Origin of the sequence: Paenibacillus riograndensis SBR5 (genome assembly GCF_000981585.1) — a bacterium.
GTDB classification, from domain to species: Bacteria; Bacillota; Bacilli; order Paenibacillales; family Paenibacillaceae; genus Paenibacillus_AQ; species Paenibacillus_AQ riograndensis.
Map to the genome: position 1 here is coordinate 1,913,033 of NZ_LN831776.1, position 18,854 is coordinate 1,931,886.

Below are 18,854 nucleotides of genomic sequence, written 5' to 3' on the forward strand. Positions count from 1 at the left end.
GGCGTCGCCGGAAAACATAATGACTTGATTCCAGGGAGGACTGAAAATGGTCAAGAAAAGATTCAGGTATCTGCTGGTTTGTCTCGCGGTGCTGCTGATGCTGCCGCAATGGAGCGGACCGGCTGTAGCGGCAGAGCCGATGCCGGATACGCCCGGTTCGGCACCACTATGGGAGGGAAAGAATGTGGCGGATTTCTACAATGTGATCATGCAGGTAGGAGCCGATCCTTGGGTTTACAAGCACACGGACGGCTTTTATTACAACGTATTTGTCAACGCCAGCGGCATCATGGTCCGCAGAGCGAAGACCATCACCGGCATTGAAGCGGGCGAGAGAAGCCTAGCATGGACACCGGTTAACGGTACGATGTACAGCTCCAATGTCTGGGCGCCTGAAATGCACTATGTCCAAGATACCGATGGCAAATTCAAATGGTATATTTACTTCGCGGCTGATAACGGAGCCAACGCCAACCACCGCATGTACGTGCTGGAGAACGCCAATGAAAATCCGATGACAGGAACCTGGGCGTTCAAAGGAAAGATTACCGATTCCACCGACCGTTGGGCGATCGACGGTACTGTGCTGACTGTAAACGGGCAGCATTATTTCATATGGTCCGGCTGGGAAGAAACGGACGGAAGCTTCCAGAATCTATATATTGCAAAGATGAGCGATCCGCGGACCATCAGCTCGGAACGGGTATTGATCTCGACGCCTGACCATGATTGGGAAACATCTCCGGGCAAGATCAATGAAGGCCCCCAAGTCACTATAAAGGGAGATACCATCAATCTGGTCTATTCCGCTAACGGAAGCTGGACAGACAGTTACTGCCTCGGGCTGATTACAGCCAAGATTGGCGATGATTTGATGAATCCCGGCTCCTGGGTAAAACAGGACCAGCCGATTTTTTCCAGCGCTAATGGCGTTTACGGCCCGGGTCACCACAGCATCGTTGCGTCTCCTGACGGCGCGGAGGACTGGATCATCTACCACGCTGCCCGCTGGCCGGGATCAGGCTGGACCCGCAAAGTCCACGCGCAGAAATTCACCTGGAACGAAGACAATACGCCGAACCTGGGAGAGCCCGCCGATCCGAACAAACCGGTTGCCAAGCCATCCGGCGAGCCGGTGCGGCAGCGTTATGAAGCGGAAGAAGCGCTGCTGGTGAAAGATCCGAACGGTGAAACTTTTCCGGCTGTCCGGCGGGAAAGCAGCGCTTCAGGCGGGATGAAGATCGCCAACATCAATAATGCCAATGATTATGCCCAGTTTACAGTAAATGTGCCGGAGGCGGGATTCTATATGATGTCCGTGCGCAATGCCAACGGCTCACCCAATGCGGCGGAAGCCTCACATATCCTGTCGGTCAACGGAAGCTCCGGCGCCAATTTGAACATCGTCTATTCCGGTCCGAATCGTTGGGGGGCCTCCACGGCGAAAGTCTATCTGAAGGAAGGCGACAATATCCTCCGCTTCTGGAAGGGGAACAACCTTGCCGAGATCGACAGCATGGATATATTCAAGCTGGATGCATCGGAAATTTTATTCGAATCACCGGGATACACGCTGGGGTTGGGTGAAACCCGCAATTTGCCCCTGTATACGGTAACAGGCACTACTTATACCGCTGTTGGCACAGGAGCATTCTTCAGTTCTTCCAACCCGAAGGTTGCCGTTATTGACGGAGGGACTCAGGTTAAGGCTGTCGGAGCGGGCAGTACCACAATCACCGCAACCTATAACGGTAAAATGACCACGGCCAACGTTACCGTTATTGCTGAGCCTGAATCTGTACAGTCTGTTGTCATGAGCGGATTGGCCGGCATCCTGACCAGCGGGCAGACTAGCCAGCCCCTGCAGGTGACAGCACGCTATAACAACTATGAAGTGCAGAATGTGACAGCTGATGCTCAGTATACCAGCAGCAATCCCGGGGTCGCCCGGATTGATTCTAATTCGGCCACCCGATCGGTATATGCGGTCAAACCGGGCACAACGCTGATTACAGGCGAATACAACGGCAAGAAAGCGGCATTCCACTTGACGGTCATTGCTGCTTCGGATGCGGTTCAGGTTGTTTCAAGGGTGAAGACTCCTTCCGGAGTAGCCCCTAAGCCCCCCGGCGTTGTGGATGTTGTCTACAATAGTAAGTCGAAGAAGGCAAAAATCGTCAGCTGGGAGCTGGCGGGACTTGACTTCAGCTCTCTTGGCACGGTTCAGGTACCTGTCACCCTGAAACTGGGTGGCCGTAATATTTCTTCCGCTATTACCGTAGAAGTGATTCCGGGCTGGGGTCTTGACGACATTGTGAATCAGCTCCGCAACCAGCTGGCCAATTTCTCATATCCTTTGGGCGATGGACTAGGCAATTATAATCAATCCAAGTATGATGCCTTCGTAGCCGAGGTGGATAAAGCGGAGAAAATGGCCGGAAATGCAGAACTGAGTAAAGAACAGTTTGAAAGGGAGCTGGATAAACTTGCCGGGGCGGAAGCAGCCCTGTTAGGTTCGCTTAACAACATACAGGATGGCGTGCTCTATAACGCTTACCGGGATTTCTCCGGCGATACGGCGGGCAAATATCCTTACGGCATTATCACCGAAGGTCTGACCAATGGCGCTTCCGCTACCGTACAAGAAGAGAACGGGAATAAATTCCTGCGGCTGACCACAACTGCTGCTTCGGGCAAAGCAAACCTGTTCTTACCCTATACGGGCGAGGTAAAGGCTGAGGCGGATCAGCGTATCGTCATCGAATATCGCGCCAGATTAAACAGCAGCTTCCAGTACGCCAATGGTGCCATGATTCGAAATGACAGCGGTACGGGCAATTATTCGATGGTGACGGCTTTTGATACGGGAAAAATAATCGTGCAGGATGGCGGTACCAAGAAGGCAGTTCTAAACGTCGCAAACAATATATGGTACAAAGTTAAAATCGTGGCCAACTGGGATGCCAAGACGTACACCGTCTACATAGACGATGTTCCAGTGGCTATTGATTACAAATTCCGGCACACAGGCGGCGATAAGCTCACCGGACAGCTGTTTGGCGTCGACGGCTACGCCAATGCTTCCATCGACTTTGATGATTTCAAAGCTATGGTTATCTTGAAATGAGGTGAGCTAAGGTGATCAGAAGGCGACTTGTCTGCGGATAAGTTGCCTTTTTTCTCTTTTATTAGGTGAAATCATTGATAATTCAAAATGGGCTGAGCTTCAATCAGGGATTAGTGACCTTATTTCCGGGAGATTCGCTTTTTATTTTGAAGAAAATATGTGATTACTGTAAGGGAGAGGCAAATTTAACTGAAGAATGAAGTCCATGAGCAGCTACAAAAATTACCGTTTGAATTGCATCCATGACGCCTCTGATGTTTACTCTTTTTGGAATAATAAAACTTCAAATGACAATGATACGAGGAGCATCCGTTATGAATAAAAAGATATTAAATTTAAATAAGCCTTTAATTACGACCTACCCACATCATGCAAATTTGTTTTCAATACTTGATTTGGATCAGCGGTCGCTTAGCTGGATTTTTCATAACTATTTATTGGTAATTCTTCATCATGATGAAAAAGGAGGGTATGGATTAGACCTTTGTTCCCAATATTATCCTTGGCATAAATTCAAATTAGCAACGTGTCCAATGTTAATTACCAGAGTCTATCAAAAAGAAATGATTCTTAGCAAATGGGATTTTCACGATTTTTTAGTGGAATTAATTAATAACGAAAACTATATATATTTTATTAGAGAGTTTGCTGATGGAAGATCACATGAGGTGTTTATCTCGGGTTTTGACTTGTCCAGGAAAGAATTCCTATGTCATGATTTTTGGAATGGGGTATATGGCGAAAAATGGATTCCCTTTAGTGAAATAACACTCAAAAGAGATTCAGCTTTTCAAAATGAGTGGTCCACAGATTATTTAAATGGCGTATGGGCAATTGAAAAAACAAACCAATATAAAGAACCAAATGAATTTTACTATGAAACAGTACTAAACTTTTCCCAAGAAGATTTATTGGATATTCTAAAAGAATATATTGGGATGAGTAACAACGTTCGGACGATCCTAAGAAAAGATAATAGATATCTTGGCTTAGAAATATATGACATGATGACAGAAATGCTGGAGAAACAGAAAAATAATATGGTTGGGCAACCATTTGCCATTCATCCGTTCCATTTGCTGTATGAACATAAAAAGCTGTTATCATTAGCTGCTGCCTGTACAAACAGTCCCACCGTAAAAAAGGAATCCGACCTGTTAATCAATGAAGCCTTTAAGCTTAGAAACTTGGTTCTTTACTGTAACCATTGTATCGCTGAGAAAGGAATTTATAAAAAATACGAAGCTATAATTGAAAATATAATGAAATTAAAAAACATCGAATTAGCGATGATTCACGCTTTAATCCAACATATAACAATAGAGTGATCAGAAGGCGGGATATCCCAATAATATTTGACAAAAGCTTCTAGTGAAAATATATTATATAGTAAGTAATCGTTTACTTCAATGAATACGGGGAAACATCAGTTGGGGTATCAGAGATGCTTAATGCGAAACGAGACAGGTGTAATTAAGATGACAGAAAAAAAGAATGTCAGTATTAAAGATGTCGCTCTGAGGGCTAATGTTTCTACGGCTACGGTTTCACACGTCATTAACGGGACACGGTTTGTGTCCAATGAGACGAAACAGAAGGTGCACTTTGCAATGAATGAGTTGAACTTCCGAATCAATTCGGTAGCCCGCTCACTACGCAGCCGCAGGTCATATATTATTGCGTTTCTTGCACCGATCCTTGCTTCTGAGACGTCCAACTTTTATTTTATGTCGGTAGCAGCCGGAGTTCAAAGCGTATTGAAACAAAGGGGCTATCATCTTATTTTGAGTGATTCCAGTGATAATGTTGAAGCGGAAAACAAAGAAATCAGTATGTTTGATTCACAAATGATTGACGGACTGATTGTGGCTCCGGCCAGCCGGGATTCTGATTACGAACAGCTATTTGGAGATTATCCTGTGGTTTATATTGATAGGGTGCCTAATCATTGTGAGCGGGATTCCGTTCTCATTGACAACAAAACTGTGACTAAGGAAGCAACACAAAGGATTCTAGACAAAGGCCACCGAAAAATTGCCTTTTTATCCGGTCCCCTTTCGGTAACAACAACGATTGAACGGTATGAGGGTTATTCTGAAACATTGAAGAACGCAGGCCTTGAACTGGATGATTCGTTGATTTGTTTTGAAGAGGTGAGCTTTGAGAACGGATACAATAAGATGGGGGATTTGCTGGAGAAGAAGCCGACAGCTATTTTTGTGACGGATAATGTAATGGCAATGGGAGCCATGACGTATTTGCAGGACCATTCGATTCGTATACCGGACCAGTTGGCCGTTGTTGGATTCGATGATGTTCAGTGGACACGGGTCACTCATCCGCCGTTAACCGTTATTCAACAGCCGTCATTTCAGCTTGGTGTAAAAACTGCGGAAGTGATATTGCAGAGAATTGAGGACGGTACTTCTGGAAAAGAGGAACATCGCTTAAAAGCTAATTTTCTAGTCAGACAATCGCTCTGACTTTTTTTTGAAGCCGAAGTAATCGATTACGTAAACGATTACTTCATTTCGCTATCAGGATATTTTTTTATAAAGTATTTGTAAGCGTTAACATTACGTTGTTTTCTTTGCTGCAATTTAATCTGAGGGGGGGTGATAGATACCGCATATATAGAGTGAACTCGAAAAACGAACAAAAGGGAAAAGGGATGGAGGGGAAGTTTGGAACTGGAGGAGCGAATGCGTCCGCCTTTGTCTGCGGATTTCCACCGCGAACAGCGGTACAAATCAAGAAATCTGCAGACAACAGCGGCCGGAAGTCCAAACATTCCCCGTAGTCCCGACGAAGTCCCTAATGTAAATATCTTAAGTTCACTCTATATAGTCATTTATTACGGTGAATTCAATTACTGGAAGGGAGACGATTTAAAGATCATTGCCAAGTATGAAGGAGAACATTTTGTGAAAAGTGGGAGGGTGTTTTGTGGTGAAAAATATTAAAGGGATACGGGTAATGGTTAGTGTGCTTGCTATTTTATTAATGATGCCTTATGGAATCTATACACCAAAAGCCGAAGCTGCGCCTGCTAAAATTGCTGAATGGAACTTTAATGAGGGAAGCGGAAAAACGACAAAAGAAAACATCAGCAATTCAAATGATTCTATTAATTATGTTTTCAATAATGCAGTTTACAAGCCTTCCAGTGACCCGGTTTGGCGTAATGACGGAATTTCTGATAAGGCCTTGCTGTTTGACGGATACTCGAACTGGGTCACACATCCTCCAATAACCACTCCTTCTCAAAGCATGACGATTGAAGCCTGGGTAGCTCCCAGAGCCTATGAATGGGGGGATAACGGCACTCTTTCAGCTATCGTCAACCAGCATGATAAATCCGGAAAGCAAGGGTTTGTTCTTGGAATGTTCCGGCATGGAACTTGGTCGTTTCAAGTCGGCTCGGGTGGGCAATGGTATGAGGTTTGGTCTTATGAGCCTATTCCCAGAAATGAATGGTCCCATATTATTGCTACAGTAGACGGAGCGGCTGGCACAATGAAACTGTTCCTTAACGGACGCCAAGTGGCTAGGAGCAGTATCCCTTCAAATTCCACAATCACACCTTCAGGGAATCAGCTTTTGATCGGAAAAAACAATCAGAGTACCCAACTTGGTGTATTTCCCTTAAATATGTTCAACGGGCTCATCGATGAAGTGAAAATATACAACGGAGCCTATACAAATAATGAAGCCGAAGATTCTTATCAAAGCTACATGTCGGGACTTGGTGGAAACTTGCCGACGCCAAACCTCAGTTTTGACCGTAGCGTCTATGACGGTGACCGCTACCGCCCCACTTATCATGCTATAGCGCCAGGTCACTGGATGAATGAACCTCATGCACCTCTGTATTATAACGGACAATACCATTTGTTCTATCAGAATAACCAGCATGGACCTTATTGGCATAACATGCAGTGGGGCCACTGGATCAGCGGGGACATGGTGCATTGGAGAGACGTTCAGCCTGCTTTATCGCCGGAATTGTTCCAGGTAGATCCTGATGGTGATTGGACGGGAAGCGCAGTGATTGATGATTCAGGGAATCCTACCCTTCTCTTCACTGCCGGCAATGATTCTAGAGCGTATCTTAACAGCAATCAAAATGTGGGTGTTGCCCGCAGTACGGTTCAGACGGATGGGGATAACGATTTGAAGAAATGGGTAAAAGAGCCTAAACTAGCCGTTGCCCAACAATACGGGAAATTCGGTGAATTCAGGGACCCATATGTGTTCAAAGATGGTTCATCCTGGTATATGCTTGTGGGAACTGGTTATGAGGGCCAGGGCGGATCTGCAGCCGTCTATTCTACAGCTGATCCCAATTTGATGAACTGGACCTATCGCGGCCCACTCTATCAAGCCAATCCGTCAGCTTATCCGGAATTAGGCGGCGTATGGGAATTACCGGTGATGATGCCGCTGGGAAGCGGCAAGCATTTGCTGGCAATCAGTCCGGTCGGAAGCGGCGCAAACGTGGAGGTGTACTATTGGATTGGTACTTGGAATGCTGGTACTGCAAAGTTCACACCTGATGACCCCAAACCTCAATTAATGGATTTTGGAGACTTTCATTTTACAGGACCAAGCGGATTTAAAGATCCTAAGACAGGACGTAATATTATGTTCACCATTGCTCAGGGAGAAAGGAACTCCCAGGAAGAGTCCGACGCCGGATGGGCGCATAATGCAGGGCTTCCTGTAGAACTTTCGCTGCGCCCGGACGGTAAGCTGGGGATCAATCCAATTTCCGAGCTGCAGTCCTTAAGAGGCCAGCAACTTGTAAATATTACAACGGATACGAGTGTTGCGGCTGCCAATACTGCACTTTCCTCCGTGCAAAGCGATACGGTTGAGATTGAAATGGAAGTGAGCCGCGGTTCTGCTGACAGTGTGGGAATCAAAATCCGAAAATCACCTAACAGCGAAGAAGAGACATTAATTTACTACAAAAACAGTACTAAAGAATATGGCGTTGACCGGACGAAAACCATTGCCGGTCAAAATAAAGGCATCCAAAAGGGTACTATAGATATCGGCAGTGAAAATGTCAAACTACACGTGTACTTAGATAAATCTATGGCCGAATCTTATTTGAATGGACTCAAATCCATTACCACACGTACTTATTCTTCCAGGACAGATGCAAAAGGCCTTCAACTGTGGGGAGATGCAAACACCGGCTCAATCGTCGTTAAGTCACTGAAGGTTTGGGAAATGAATTCTGCATATACTCCTGTGGCAGTCAACGGGGTCAGCCTCAGCCCTGCCAGTCTGGAAGTAGCAGTAGGCGGTAAAAAAACGCTTAATGCTGATGTTGCACCAGCAAACGCAACGAATAAAGATGTGATATGGAGCTCCAGCAACACCTCTGTCGCATCGGTGGTTAATGGAGTAGTTACCGGGAAATCCGCAGGCAGTGCAACGATTACAGCCCAAACAAGAGACGGCGCAAAAGCAGCTTCGAGCACTGTTACTATAGTTGCTGCACCGGCTGCAAATATTGCGAATAATGGATTTGAAAGCGGTAACTTAGACGGCTGGATTATAGAAAGCGGAACGGCTTTTTCCAATTCGGGAGTCACAAATGCAGCAACGTTCGGAAATAACCAACCGTATAATCACGCGGGTAATTACCACCTTTTAGGGGAGTTAAGTGGGGGCAATGCGGCAACAGGCGTATTAAAATCTAATGAATTTACACTCGGGGGTAATGGTCAGGTTAGCTTCCTGATCGGCGGCGGTTCCGATATTGATAAATTGTATGTATCCTTTGTTCGTGCTTCAGACGGCAAGGAGCTCTATCGATCCAGCGGACCAGGAAGCTATTGGAACTGGCCGAGTATCAAAGGAGTTACGGAAGGGTATACGAAGAGATCCTGGGATGCTACCCAATATATAGGCACCCCCATGTATATCAAAATTGTCGATGAGCGAACGGATGATTGGGGTCATATCAATGTTGATGATTTTATCGTCCCCATCCAAGGCGGAACGGTTGATGCTGAAGCGCCGGCAGCACCGAAGAATCTGGCAGCGACCGGGATAACCCCGAGTTCCGTTACTCTGGGTTGGACGGCATCTACGGATAATGTGGGAGTAACCTGCTACCTGATTTACCGGGGTGGGGTACAAGTAGCTACGAGTACTACAACCACCTATACAGACAGCGGACTAACAGCAGAAACTGCCTATACCTATACTGTCAAAGCCAAGGATGCGGCGGGAAATATCTCGGCAGCAAGCAACAGTGTCACAGCAACAACTCAAGCTGCACAGGAGATCGGCAGTTTGACAAACCATGATTTCGAGAGCGGAAACCTGAGCGGATGGACGGTTGTAAGCGGCAATGCGTTCAGTGATGCGGATGTTGTGGCGGATACGAACTGGGGCTGGGGAGGGCCCTTTAATCAAAGTGGTGCGTATCATCTTTGGGGATTTAAGGACGGGGGAGATTCTCAGATAGGTGTACTGAAATCTGCGGAATTTACCCTTGGCGGCAGCGGAGCCATTGATTTCCTGGTCGGCGGAGGGAACGATATCAATCATTTATATGTCGCTTTGGTTCGGGCATCGGACGGTACTGAGCTGATGAAAGCGACAGGCAGCAGCAACGAAGCCTACAGCCGGATTACTTGGAACGCCGCTTCTTATGTAGGGACTACTTGCTATATTAAGATTGTGGACAATGCAACTGGCGGTTTTGGGCATATTAATGTGGACGATGTGAACGTGCCGGTTCTAGCAGACTAGCAGTTCATTGGTTAGCTTCTATGCAACAATAAGCTGCTAAGGGAGTGTTGATAAACGGGCAGGGAATCTTTCCCTGTTCGTTTTCTTATTTCACAACCCAAATTAAAAACAAAGGAAGATGAGCTCCATGGGCAAGAAAATTTATTGACAACGCTATCAAAAACGAATAAAATCAGGTGTATAAAAACGATTACGCAAACGATTACCTGGCTTTGCAACAAGGATTTTGGCAAATGTGTTTTATTAAAAAATAATATAATCGGAGCATATGCCGGCCTTTACAATGAGTAGCAGGGAGAGCCTACAAAAATTAGATATAAAAGCTCTTGATCAATACGTAATCGTTTACCTTGGAGATGGAGGAAAAAATGCATGCTCGGGAAAATGAAGAAGAACTATGAATTGTACCTATTGATTTTGATCCCAGTAGCCTATTTTACGATTTTTAAATATTGGCCTATGTATGGGGTGCAAATCGCATTTAAAGACTTTGTAGCTTCCAAAGGGGTCTGGGGCAGTGAGTGGGTAGGGCTGGAGCATTTTCAACGTTTTTTTGAATCATACAATTTCAAGCAAATCGTAGGAAATACCCTTTTACTAAGCTTGCTCAATTTAGCTATAGCTTTTCCCTTTCCCATTATTGTAGCAATTATGCTGAATCAATTGAGACAGCAAAAGATGAAAAAGTTCATTCAAACTACGATTTACGCACCGTATTTCATTTCAACCGTCGTATTGGTCGGCATGCTGTTCATCTTCCTGTCCCCCACCAGCGGCTTGGTGAATCATATTGTAACCGCCTTCGGCGGCGAACCGATTATGTTCATGGGAGAGGAAAAATGGTTCAGGCCTCTGTACATATTCTCATCCGTATGGCAGGAAACCGGATTTGCATCAGTGATCTATCTGGCCGCCCTGGCAGGGATCGACCCCCATTTGCATGAAGCAGCGGTTATGGATGGTGCATCCAAATGGCATCGGATCCGGCATATTGATTTACCGGGTATTGCTCCTACCATTATTGTTTTGTTCATTATGGCTGTTGGTAATTTAATGAACGTTGGGTTTGAAAAGGCGTTCCTTATGCAGACTGATTTGAATGTCGCTACATCCGAGATTATTCCGACTTACGTATACAAAGTGGGGATTCAGCGGGCGGAATACAGTTTTTCGGCAGCAATTGGACTGTTTAACTCAGTGATAAACCTGATCCTACTGGTCATTGTGAATAAAACTACCAAGAAAATAAGCGGCAAGGGCTTGTTTTAGGGGCAAAGAACGTCTGTTAGAAGAAGGGGAGAAACCATGTTAAAGAGAAAAACGAAATCCGATCTGGCCTTTGATATGATCAATTATTTGTTTCTGGGCTGCTTCACCTTAATGATTCTGTATCCCTTGTATTTTATAGTGATCGCTTCTATAAGTGACCCTAACAAGATTTATTCCGGTGATGTATGGTTACTGCCGCAAAATATAACCTTTGACGGATATAAAAGGATTTTCAGCGACGGTTCAATATGGAACGGCTATAAAAATTCCATTCTCTACGCGGTGCTGAATGGATTTGTCAGCACAACTCTCGTCATTATGGCGGCTTATCCGCTTTCGAGGAAAGATTTTTATGGAAGAAATGTTATTATGACCTTTTTTATCATCACGATGTTCTTTAACGGCGGCATTATTCCTACTTATCTGGTTGTAAAAGATCTGCATTTGATGAACTCGATGTGGGCGGTCATTCTCCCAGGTGCAATGGATGCTTTCCTGATTATTATTGCAAAAACCTTTTTCGAGGAGCTGCCTGATGAATTGAGAGAGGCCGCTGCCATTGATGGAGCAAAGAATCTCAGATATTTATGGAGTATTGTCCTTCCATTATCTAAACCGATTATTGCAGTTCTTGTCCTCTTCGCAGTCGTGCGCCAATGGAACGGATTCTTCGATGCACTAATTTATTTGAGTGATGGCGATAAGTTTCCGTTACAACTGGTCCTGCGCAACATTCTGATCCAAAGCCAACCGTCCGGGAATATGCTTATGGACATTGACAACATGCTGGCCAAGCAGCGGGTAACAGAATTGATCAAGTTCGGAGTCATTATCGTTTCCGCAGTTCCGCTGCTAGCCTTATACCCGTTCCTGCAAAGATATTTTGTTAAAGGGGTCATGGTGGGTTCGGTGAAAGGATAAGACCTGACTTGTCAGACCGCCGTTAAGGAGGTGTTGTGGAGCCGGATTGGAATGGGACTGGATCATCCCGAATCAAGAAAGTATAAATGAGCAGATTTAACAGGGAGGTTAAGAAGGATGAACAAAAAAGCTGCAGGTCTTTTGGCAGTGATGATGGCCGTTTCCGTGTTTGCTACGGCATGCAACGGTAACAATGACAGCAACAGCAATGCTAATGCAGGCGCGAAGACAGAGAATAGCGGAAGTCAAGCGGATGACAATGCATCCATTCAGTTTCCACTAAAAGAAAAAACCACCTTAAAGGTGGTTGCCCGGAGAGCTCCGCTGGCGCCAAGCGATTATAACGAAATGACCATGGCTAAAAAACTTGAGGAAATGTCAAATGTTCATATCGATTGGAATACCATTGTCGAGACAGATTACAACGAGAAGAAGAATCTGCTGATAGCAAGTGGCGACTTGCCTGAAATGTTCTTCGGAGCCGGGTTCACAGATACAGAGTTGATGAAATATGGTAAGGACGGCACTATTATACCTCTAAATGATTTGATTGACAAACATATGCCCAACTTGAAAGCGTTATTTGACAAAAGACCGGATATCAAAGCTGAGGTTACTGCCCCGGACGGCAATATTTATTCCCTTCCTGCGGGTGAGGAGCTGGGAACGGGTCAAGAAGAGATTGGTGCCAACCCTGATTTCCTCTATATAAATGAAGATTGGCTGAAAAAGCTAGGGTTATCCATGCCAACCACCCTTCAAGAATATCATGATGTACTGGTTGCCTTTAAAACCAAAGATCCGAATGGCAACGGAAAAGCAGATGAAATTCCGCTATCCTTCGTCAATGCATTCTGGACGGGTGATATCGGTTATCTATTCGGGGCCTTCGGTGTGCCGGACAAAACCTATCAGCCTGCCAACAATGCCTACGCTGAACATTTAAATGTGGACGACGGCAAGGTTTCCTATGCAGCTATTCAAGATGGATATAAAGATGCTGTAAGGGAGATTGCGAAATGGGTCGGGGAGGGGCTTGTAGATCAGGAATCCTTCACTCAAGAATATACGCAATATTATGCGAAAGGGAAGACAGAGCAGGAAACCCTTGGCTCTTTTCTCTGGTGGGATCATACGGACGTAGTAGGACCTGAACGTGACAAACATTATCCGATCGTCCCTCCGTTTAAAGATATGGTTGTCAAATGGAACAATGGTTCCGCACTTTCCAGAGGCGGTTCGGTTATTACGAAAGAAGCAAAAAATCCGGCCTTGGTTGCCGCATGGCTGGATTTGATATACAAACCGGAAACCACCGCGGAAGTCCGTTGGGGCCCAATTGGCGAATGGTTTGAGAAATCTGCAGATGGCAAGCTGGTACAGAAGTCGGATATCAGCAATCCGGGTGAGTTCCGTCAAAAGGTATCACTGGGTGGAGGAGGAGTATTCACTGGTGAAGACTTCGAAAAGATTGCACCTCCGGAAGCACGGGCACAGCAAAGACTGGATGATATCAAAAATATTTTTGTACCGCAAATGCAGAAGGAGAAATACCCGAATATCTTCTTCACAGAAGAAGAGTTGAAGACTATCGATAAGCTGAAACCGGAGATCCAAACCTATACCAACTCCATGCGCGCCAAGTTCATGTTGAAGGGGGTTTCTGACTCCGAGTGGAGCGATTACCTGGCCTCGCTTAAAAATATGGGCTTGGATGATTTGATGAAGGTATACCAAGACGGATACGACCGTTACCTCGCAGCCCTAAAATAAATTGAAATGGTAAGGATGTAGCAAGCCTGGATGAGAGGCCTTCAGTCAGGCTTGCTACATATGTTTTTATATATAAATGATGGACTAGGAGTGGAGAACCATATGGTTGATATTACAGCAATAGGAGAAGTACTGATTGATTTTACTCCTGCAGGCTTGTCTGAAAAGGGAGAGCAGCTGTTTGAATGCAATCCCGGCGGAGCCCCTGCGAATGTGGTTGTTGTGTTGGCCAAACTTGGGAAATCCACGGCATTTATCGGCAAGGTCGGTGAAGACCAGTTTGGAGAATATCTTACTCGGATTTTGCTTGAAAATGGTGTGAATACCAAGGGCTTGGTGAAGGAAAGCCGTGCTAAAACAACGCTGGCTTTTGTCCATCTCAAAGAAGACGGCGACCGTTCATTCAGCTTCTACCGTAACCCTGGTGCCGATATGCTTCTGGGAATGGATGATATAGACCTGGAACAGATCAAGGGGACGAAAATCTTTCATTTCGGCTCCGTATCGATGACCCATGAGCCTTCGGCAAGCGCAACCCTGAAAGCGTGCATTCATGCGAAAGAAAACGGAGCACTGATTTCATTTGACCCCAATCTGAGGCCTGCGCTTTGGCAGGATTTGGAGCAGGCGAAAATCAGGATCAAAGAAGGGCTTGCTCTTGCGGATATTGTCAAAATTTCCGAAGAGGAACTTGAGTTTATTACGGGTCTCACGGATTTGGAAGAGGGTACCCGTCAAATTCAGACCCAGTTCAAGGTGAAAGTGGTCCTGGTGACCAAGGCTGAAAAAGGGTGCTTCGTCCGGTTCGGTCCCGGCTCCAAATGGGCGGATGTTCCCGGTTACAAAGTAGATACCGTGGACACCACCGGAGCGGGAGATGCGTTCCTTGGCGGTTTCCTCTATCAGCTGCTGGAGAGGGGATGCAGTATCGAACAGATCAGAGATCAGGACTGGATTCCCATTGTAAGCTTCGCTAATGCAGTAGGTGCACTGGTGACGACACGAAAAGGAGCCATACCGGCCATTCCAACCTATCGGCAGGCTGCTGCATTAGTTCAGTCGGCCGGCACGGATTACTCCAAAGAATCCTACAGGCCTCAATTCCATTACTCACCACCGGCTATGTGGCTGAATGACCCGAACGGAATGGTCTACTTTGAAGGAGAGTACCATTTGATGTACCAGCACCATCCTGAAAGCACCGTATGGGGTCCTATGCACTGGGGGCATGCGGTGAGCAAGGATTTGGTGAACTGGGAAACACTTCCTGTAGCCTTGAATCCGGATCATAACGGTGCCATTTTCTCTGGAAGCGCAGTGGTGGATTGGAAGGATACCAGCGGATTCTTTGATGGCGGGTCCGGCTTGGTGGCTATATTCACCCATGCGGATATCTACCCGGATTCAGACAGACCGCGGCAGCGCCAAAGCTTGGCATACAGTAAGGACAAGGGCAGAAGCTGGTCGTTTTACGCAGGAAATCCGGTCCTGTCCGATACCGGAATCACCGATTTTCGTGATCCCAAAGTCTTCTGGATGGAGGTAGCCGGCGTCTGGGTAATGGTGCTGGCGTGCGGCGATCATATCCGTTTTTATCGGTCTGCTAACTTGAAGGATTGGGATTTTGCCAGCGAATTCGGGAAGTCGGAGGGTTCACATTACGGTGTGTGGGAATGTCCGGATCTATTTGAGTTATCCGTCGATGGGTCCAATCTGAAAAAATGGGTACTGCTCGTAAGTATCGGAGACAATCCGGATTATCCGGAAGGCTCCAAAACCCAATATTTCATTGGAAGCTTTGATGGCTGGAAATTTGTAAATGAGAATACTCCTGATACGGTGCTGTGGCTGGATGAGGGAAGGGATAATTATGCGGCAGTATCCTGGTCGGATATTCCGGAGGAAGACGGACGGCGCGTAATTATCGGCTGGATGAGTAACTGGAGCTACGCCAGACAGATACCAACCGGTTCCTGGCGGGGCGCTATGACCCTCCCCCGCGTACTGTCCCTGACCAGCCGGAACGGGACTGTAGTTCTATCTCAAATGCCTGTTCAGGAGATAGAGCAGCTGCGGAAAGAGTCGCTCTCCTGGAGTGATGTATCGGTTACACGGGAGGCCCCGTTTATTCACGGGACTAATGATGATCTGCTGGAGATTGAGGTAGACCTTGATATCCGCTCCGGAGACGAAGTTCAAATCAAGTTGAGGTCTTCCGGGCAGAGTGAGACGATTATCGGTTATGACCCTGAGCGCGAGTGGTTGTTTATCGACCGGTCAAACTCTGGTCTGACTGATTTCAATCCGTCATTTGCATGCAAGCATGGTGCCAGATTAGCTCCAGAGAACGGGAGCATTAAACTGCGTATCTGGCTGGACCGCAGTGTGGTTGAAGTGTTCGCGAATGAAGGACTGGTTGCGCTGACTGATCAAATTTTCCCGGATGAACCAATCGATACTGTCTGGATAGGCGCAGAGACAGGAAAGGCTGAGCTTCATTCCCTTCATATCCATACGCTTCATTCCATTCATATGCTCCATGGCAGCATAGGGCAGATATCAAGGAGGGTTCATGTATGAGCGGAATAATCGATAATAACGGGCTAATCATGTATTGGGCTTTTGATGAAGGAACCGGAGCAAACGCTATGGAGAGCATATCCCAAGTCAAGGATGATATTCAGTATGTGTTTAACCAGGCGGAGTTCACCGAACCATGTTCTCCGCAGTGGAGAAGGGGAGTAACGGGAAGCGGGCTTCTGTTCGACGGTTACTCGACTTATATTGCCCATCCGGCGAATCAGGAAGATCCGAATGCTGAGCCAGAGTCGCTATCAGCTCTCAGTATCGGGGTATGGGTTGCTCCGCGCACCTACGAATGGGGACATGAAGGCAAGCTGGCCGCCATCGTGAACCGACACAATAAGGATGCCAAGCAGGGATACCTCCTTGGGATGTTTCGTCACGGCTCCTGGTCCTTCCAAGTCGGACTGGAGGGAGGAGAATGGAAGGAGCTTTGGTCCCCTGAAGGCTATGAATTACCCAAAAATGAGTGGTCATACGTAAATGCCGTGTTCGACGGGAATCAAGGAGAAATCAAGCTGTTTCTGAACGGCAGCGTAATTGCTTCGGCTGCTGTGCCCCGCGGTTCCCGCCTGGCTGAGGCGGTAGACACGGAGCTGCTCATCGGCAGGAATAACCACAGCACCCTGCTGGCGGAAGTGTTCAGTCTTCACATGTTCAGCGGAATCATGGATGAGCTGAAGATTTATAACCGCGCCCTGAGTAATGAGGAAGTGACTGCTTCTTATCAGGAGGTGCTGGAATCCACACATGAAGGCGCCCGGCCGCAAGTCAGCTATGATGAGATCAAGCTGGATCGGACTCCCTTGCTGGCGGACCGGCACAGACCGCAATATCATGTCAGCCCGCCGGCCCATTGGATGAACGAACCCCATGCGCCGATCTATTTTAACGGGCAATATCATTTGTTCTATCAGCATAACCCGCAAGGTCCGTACTTTCATCATATCCATTGGGGACATTGGGTAAGCGAGGACCTGGTGCATTGGCGTGATCTTCCTATAGCCTTGGCACCTGAGAAGGATCAGCTCGCACCGGACGGAATTTGGTCGGGAAGCGCGACCTATGATGCAGACGGCCTGCCCGTCCTGTTCTTTACGGCGGGGAATGACAGTGCTTCACCGAATCAGAGCGTGGCGCTCGCCAGAAGCACATATTCCGAAGACGGGGATTCTGATCTGGTTAGGTGGACCAAACATCCGGAGCCGCTCATTGTACAGCAAAAGGGAATAGGGGCATTCGGAGATTTCCGGGACCCGTTCGTGTGGAAGGATGAGGACGGCTGGTATGCCCTGGTCGGGTCAGGGATCGAAGGCGGAGGCGGAGCAGCGCTGGCGTTTGCGTCAGAGGATATGCTGAATTGGACGTATAAAGGACCATTTTTTGAAGCGGATATTCAGAAGTTCCCCTATCTTGGACCCATTTGGGAGCTCCCTGTATTTCTTCCTCTTGGCAGCGACAAACAAGGTGTGAGCAAACATCTCCTGCTGGTCAGCCCTGTGGGAGCAGGCGCCGATGTTGAGGTTTTCTATTGGATCGGTCAGTTTGACAAGCACGGGCTATCATTTATACCGGATCAAGAGGAACCTCAATTGATAGATGTCGGCGACTTCCATTTTACCGGTCCAAGCGGAATGGTTGATCCGAAGACGGGCAGAAATATCATCTTTACGATTGCCCAAGGGGACCGGACGTCCGAGCTGGAATACCAATCGGGTTGGGCTCATAACGGCGGCTTGCCGCTAAGCGTGTATTTGCGGGAGGATGGACGGCTGGGAATCGAGCCGATTCAGGAACTTCAATCGCTGCGCGGCCCCAAACGGTTATCGTTCCGCGACAAGTCATTGGCTGAAGCTAATGTGCTGCTGAAGGATGTACAAGGCGACATGCTGGAGATTCAACTGGAGATTGAGCCGGAAAGTGCTGCACAATGCGGAATCAAAATCCGGAGATCACCGGATGGGGAAGAAGAAACCCTGCTGTATTATGATGTAAATGAAGCTATGTTCTTGGTGGACCGGACGAAAACAACGCAACATCCGGGAGAAAAATGCAGTGGGATTCAGGGCGGTAAACTGGAGCTGCTAGGAGAAAATCTGAAGCTGCACATCTATTTGGACCGCTCCATGGTCGAAGCCTATGCCAACGGACTAAAAAGCCTGACGACGCGGGTGTATCCGGGCCGTAAGGATGCTTTGGGTCTTGAAATCTGGGGAACCGGGGAACTGTTGGTTAAATCCATGGAGATTTGGGAAATGCAGTCCATTTGGTAGCAGGAGCGCCTAGGCGCTCCTTACTATACCATATGGGTAATGTAACTATCTAAGCCAAGTATAGTACTCCTCGAAATGGAAACGCTCTATTCACGCCTCTCTTACTTCATGACTATGCATCCTTGTATAAAGAG

At 47.0% G+C, this 18,854-nt stretch carries 10 protein-coding genes; all 10 read left to right on the forward strand.

What is annotated here, in order from left to right:
- Positions 1 to 46: 46 nt before the first annotated feature.
- Positions 47 to 3,127: a family 43 glycosylhydrolase gene (locus PRIO_RS33770; RefSeq protein WP_082118079.1), complete on the forward strand. Its 3,081-nt coding sequence runs from the start codon at positions 47 to 49 to the stop codon at positions 3,125 to 3,127.
- Positions 3,128 to 3,441: 314 nt separating this feature from the next.
- A complete protein-coding gene (locus PRIO_RS08305) occupies positions 3,442 to 4,455 on the forward strand; it encodes a hypothetical protein (protein WP_046501847.1) in 1,014 nt (337 codons plus the stop codon).
- Positions 4,456 to 4,605: 150 nt separating this feature from the next.
- The gene (locus PRIO_RS08310) at positions 4,606 to 5,610 is read left to right on the forward strand and encodes a LacI family DNA-binding transcriptional regulator (RefSeq protein ID WP_020434224.1); all 1,005 of its coding nucleotides are present in this window, start codon (positions 4,606 to 4,608) and stop codon (positions 5,608 to 5,610) included.
- A 201-nt stretch (positions 5,611 to 5,811) separates the two neighbouring features.
- The gene (locus PRIO_RS08315) at positions 5,812 to 6,090 is read left to right on the forward strand and encodes a hypothetical protein (RefSeq protein ID WP_046501851.1); all 279 of its coding nucleotides are present in this window, start codon (positions 5,812 to 5,814) and stop codon (positions 6,088 to 6,090) included.
- 40 nt (positions 6,091 to 6,130) lie between these two features.
- The gene (locus PRIO_RS37185; protein WP_046506588.1) at positions 6,131 to 9,901 is read left to right on the forward strand and encodes a GH32 C-terminal domain-containing protein; all 3,771 of its coding nucleotides are present in this window, start codon (positions 6,131 to 6,133) and stop codon (positions 9,899 to 9,901) included.
- Between the two features lie 372 nt (positions 9,902 to 10,273).
- Complete coding sequence (locus tag PRIO_RS08325; protein ID WP_039833081.1) at positions 10,274 to 11,170, forward strand: ABC transporter permease; 897 nt, start codon at positions 10,274 to 10,276, stop codon at positions 11,168 to 11,170.
- A gap of 36 nt (positions 11,171 to 11,206) precedes the next feature.
- Positions 11,207 to 12,091 (forward strand): carbohydrate ABC transporter permease, encoded by an 885-nt coding sequence (locus PRIO_RS08330; protein WP_046501857.1) that lies wholly within the window; start codon positions 11,207 to 11,209, stop codon positions 12,089 to 12,091.
- A 117-nt stretch (positions 12,092 to 12,208) separates the two neighbouring features.
- The gene (locus tag PRIO_RS08335; protein ID WP_020434230.1) at positions 12,209 to 13,864 is read left to right on the forward strand and encodes an ABC transporter substrate-binding protein; all 1,656 of its coding nucleotides are present in this window, start codon (positions 12,209 to 12,211) and stop codon (positions 13,862 to 13,864) included.
- Between the two features lie 102 nt (positions 13,865 to 13,966).
- Positions 13,967 to 16,444, forward strand: coding sequence for a PfkB family carbohydrate kinase (locus PRIO_RS34730; RefSeq protein WP_082118080.1), 2,478 nt, complete (start codon positions 13,967 to 13,969; stop codon positions 16,442 to 16,444).
- Positions 16,441 to 18,720: a GH32 C-terminal domain-containing protein gene (locus PRIO_RS08345; protein WP_020434233.1), complete on the forward strand. Its 2,280-nt coding sequence runs from the start codon at positions 16,441 to 16,443 to the stop codon at positions 18,718 to 18,720. The genes PRIO_RS34730 and PRIO_RS08345 overlap by 4 nt, the downstream gene beginning before the upstream one ends.
- Positions 18,721 to 18,854 lie beyond the last annotated feature (134 nt).

What these genes read in the sequence shown, in the direction of transcription:
- PRIO_RS08305 (WP_046501847.1), top strand. Translation starts at nt 3,442, where the DNA reads ATGAATAAAAAGATATTAAATTTAAATAAGCCTTTAATTACGACCTAC.
- PRIO_RS33770 (WP_082118079.1), top strand. Translation starts at nt 47, where the DNA reads ATGGTCAAGAAAAGATTCAGGTATCTGCTGGTTTGTCTCGCGGTGCTG.
- PRIO_RS08330 (WP_046501857.1), top strand. Translation starts at nt 11,207, where the DNA reads ATGTTAAAGAGAAAAACGAAATCCGATCTGGCCTTTGATATGATCAAT.
- PRIO_RS37185 (WP_046506588.1), top strand. Translation starts at nt 6,131, where the DNA reads ATGATGCCTTATGGAATCTATACACCAAAAGCCGAAGCTGCGCCTGCT.
- PRIO_RS34730 (WP_082118080.1), top strand. Translation starts at nt 13,967, where the DNA reads ATGGTTGATATTACAGCAATAGGAGAAGTACTGATTGATTTTACTCCT.
- PRIO_RS08310 (WP_020434224.1), top strand. Translation starts at nt 4,606, where the DNA reads ATGACAGAAAAAAAGAATGTCAGTATTAAAGATGTCGCTCTGAGGGCT.
- PRIO_RS08345 (WP_020434233.1), top strand. Translation starts at nt 16,441, where the DNA reads ATGAGCGGAATAATCGATAATAACGGGCTAATCATGTATTGGGCTTTT.
- PRIO_RS08325 (WP_039833081.1), top strand. Translation starts at nt 10,274, where the DNA reads ATGCTCGGGAAAATGAAGAAGAACTATGAATTGTACCTATTGATTTTG.
- PRIO_RS08335 (WP_020434230.1), top strand. Translation starts at nt 12,209, where the DNA reads ATGAACAAAAAAGCTGCAGGTCTTTTGGCAGTGATGATGGCCGTTTCC.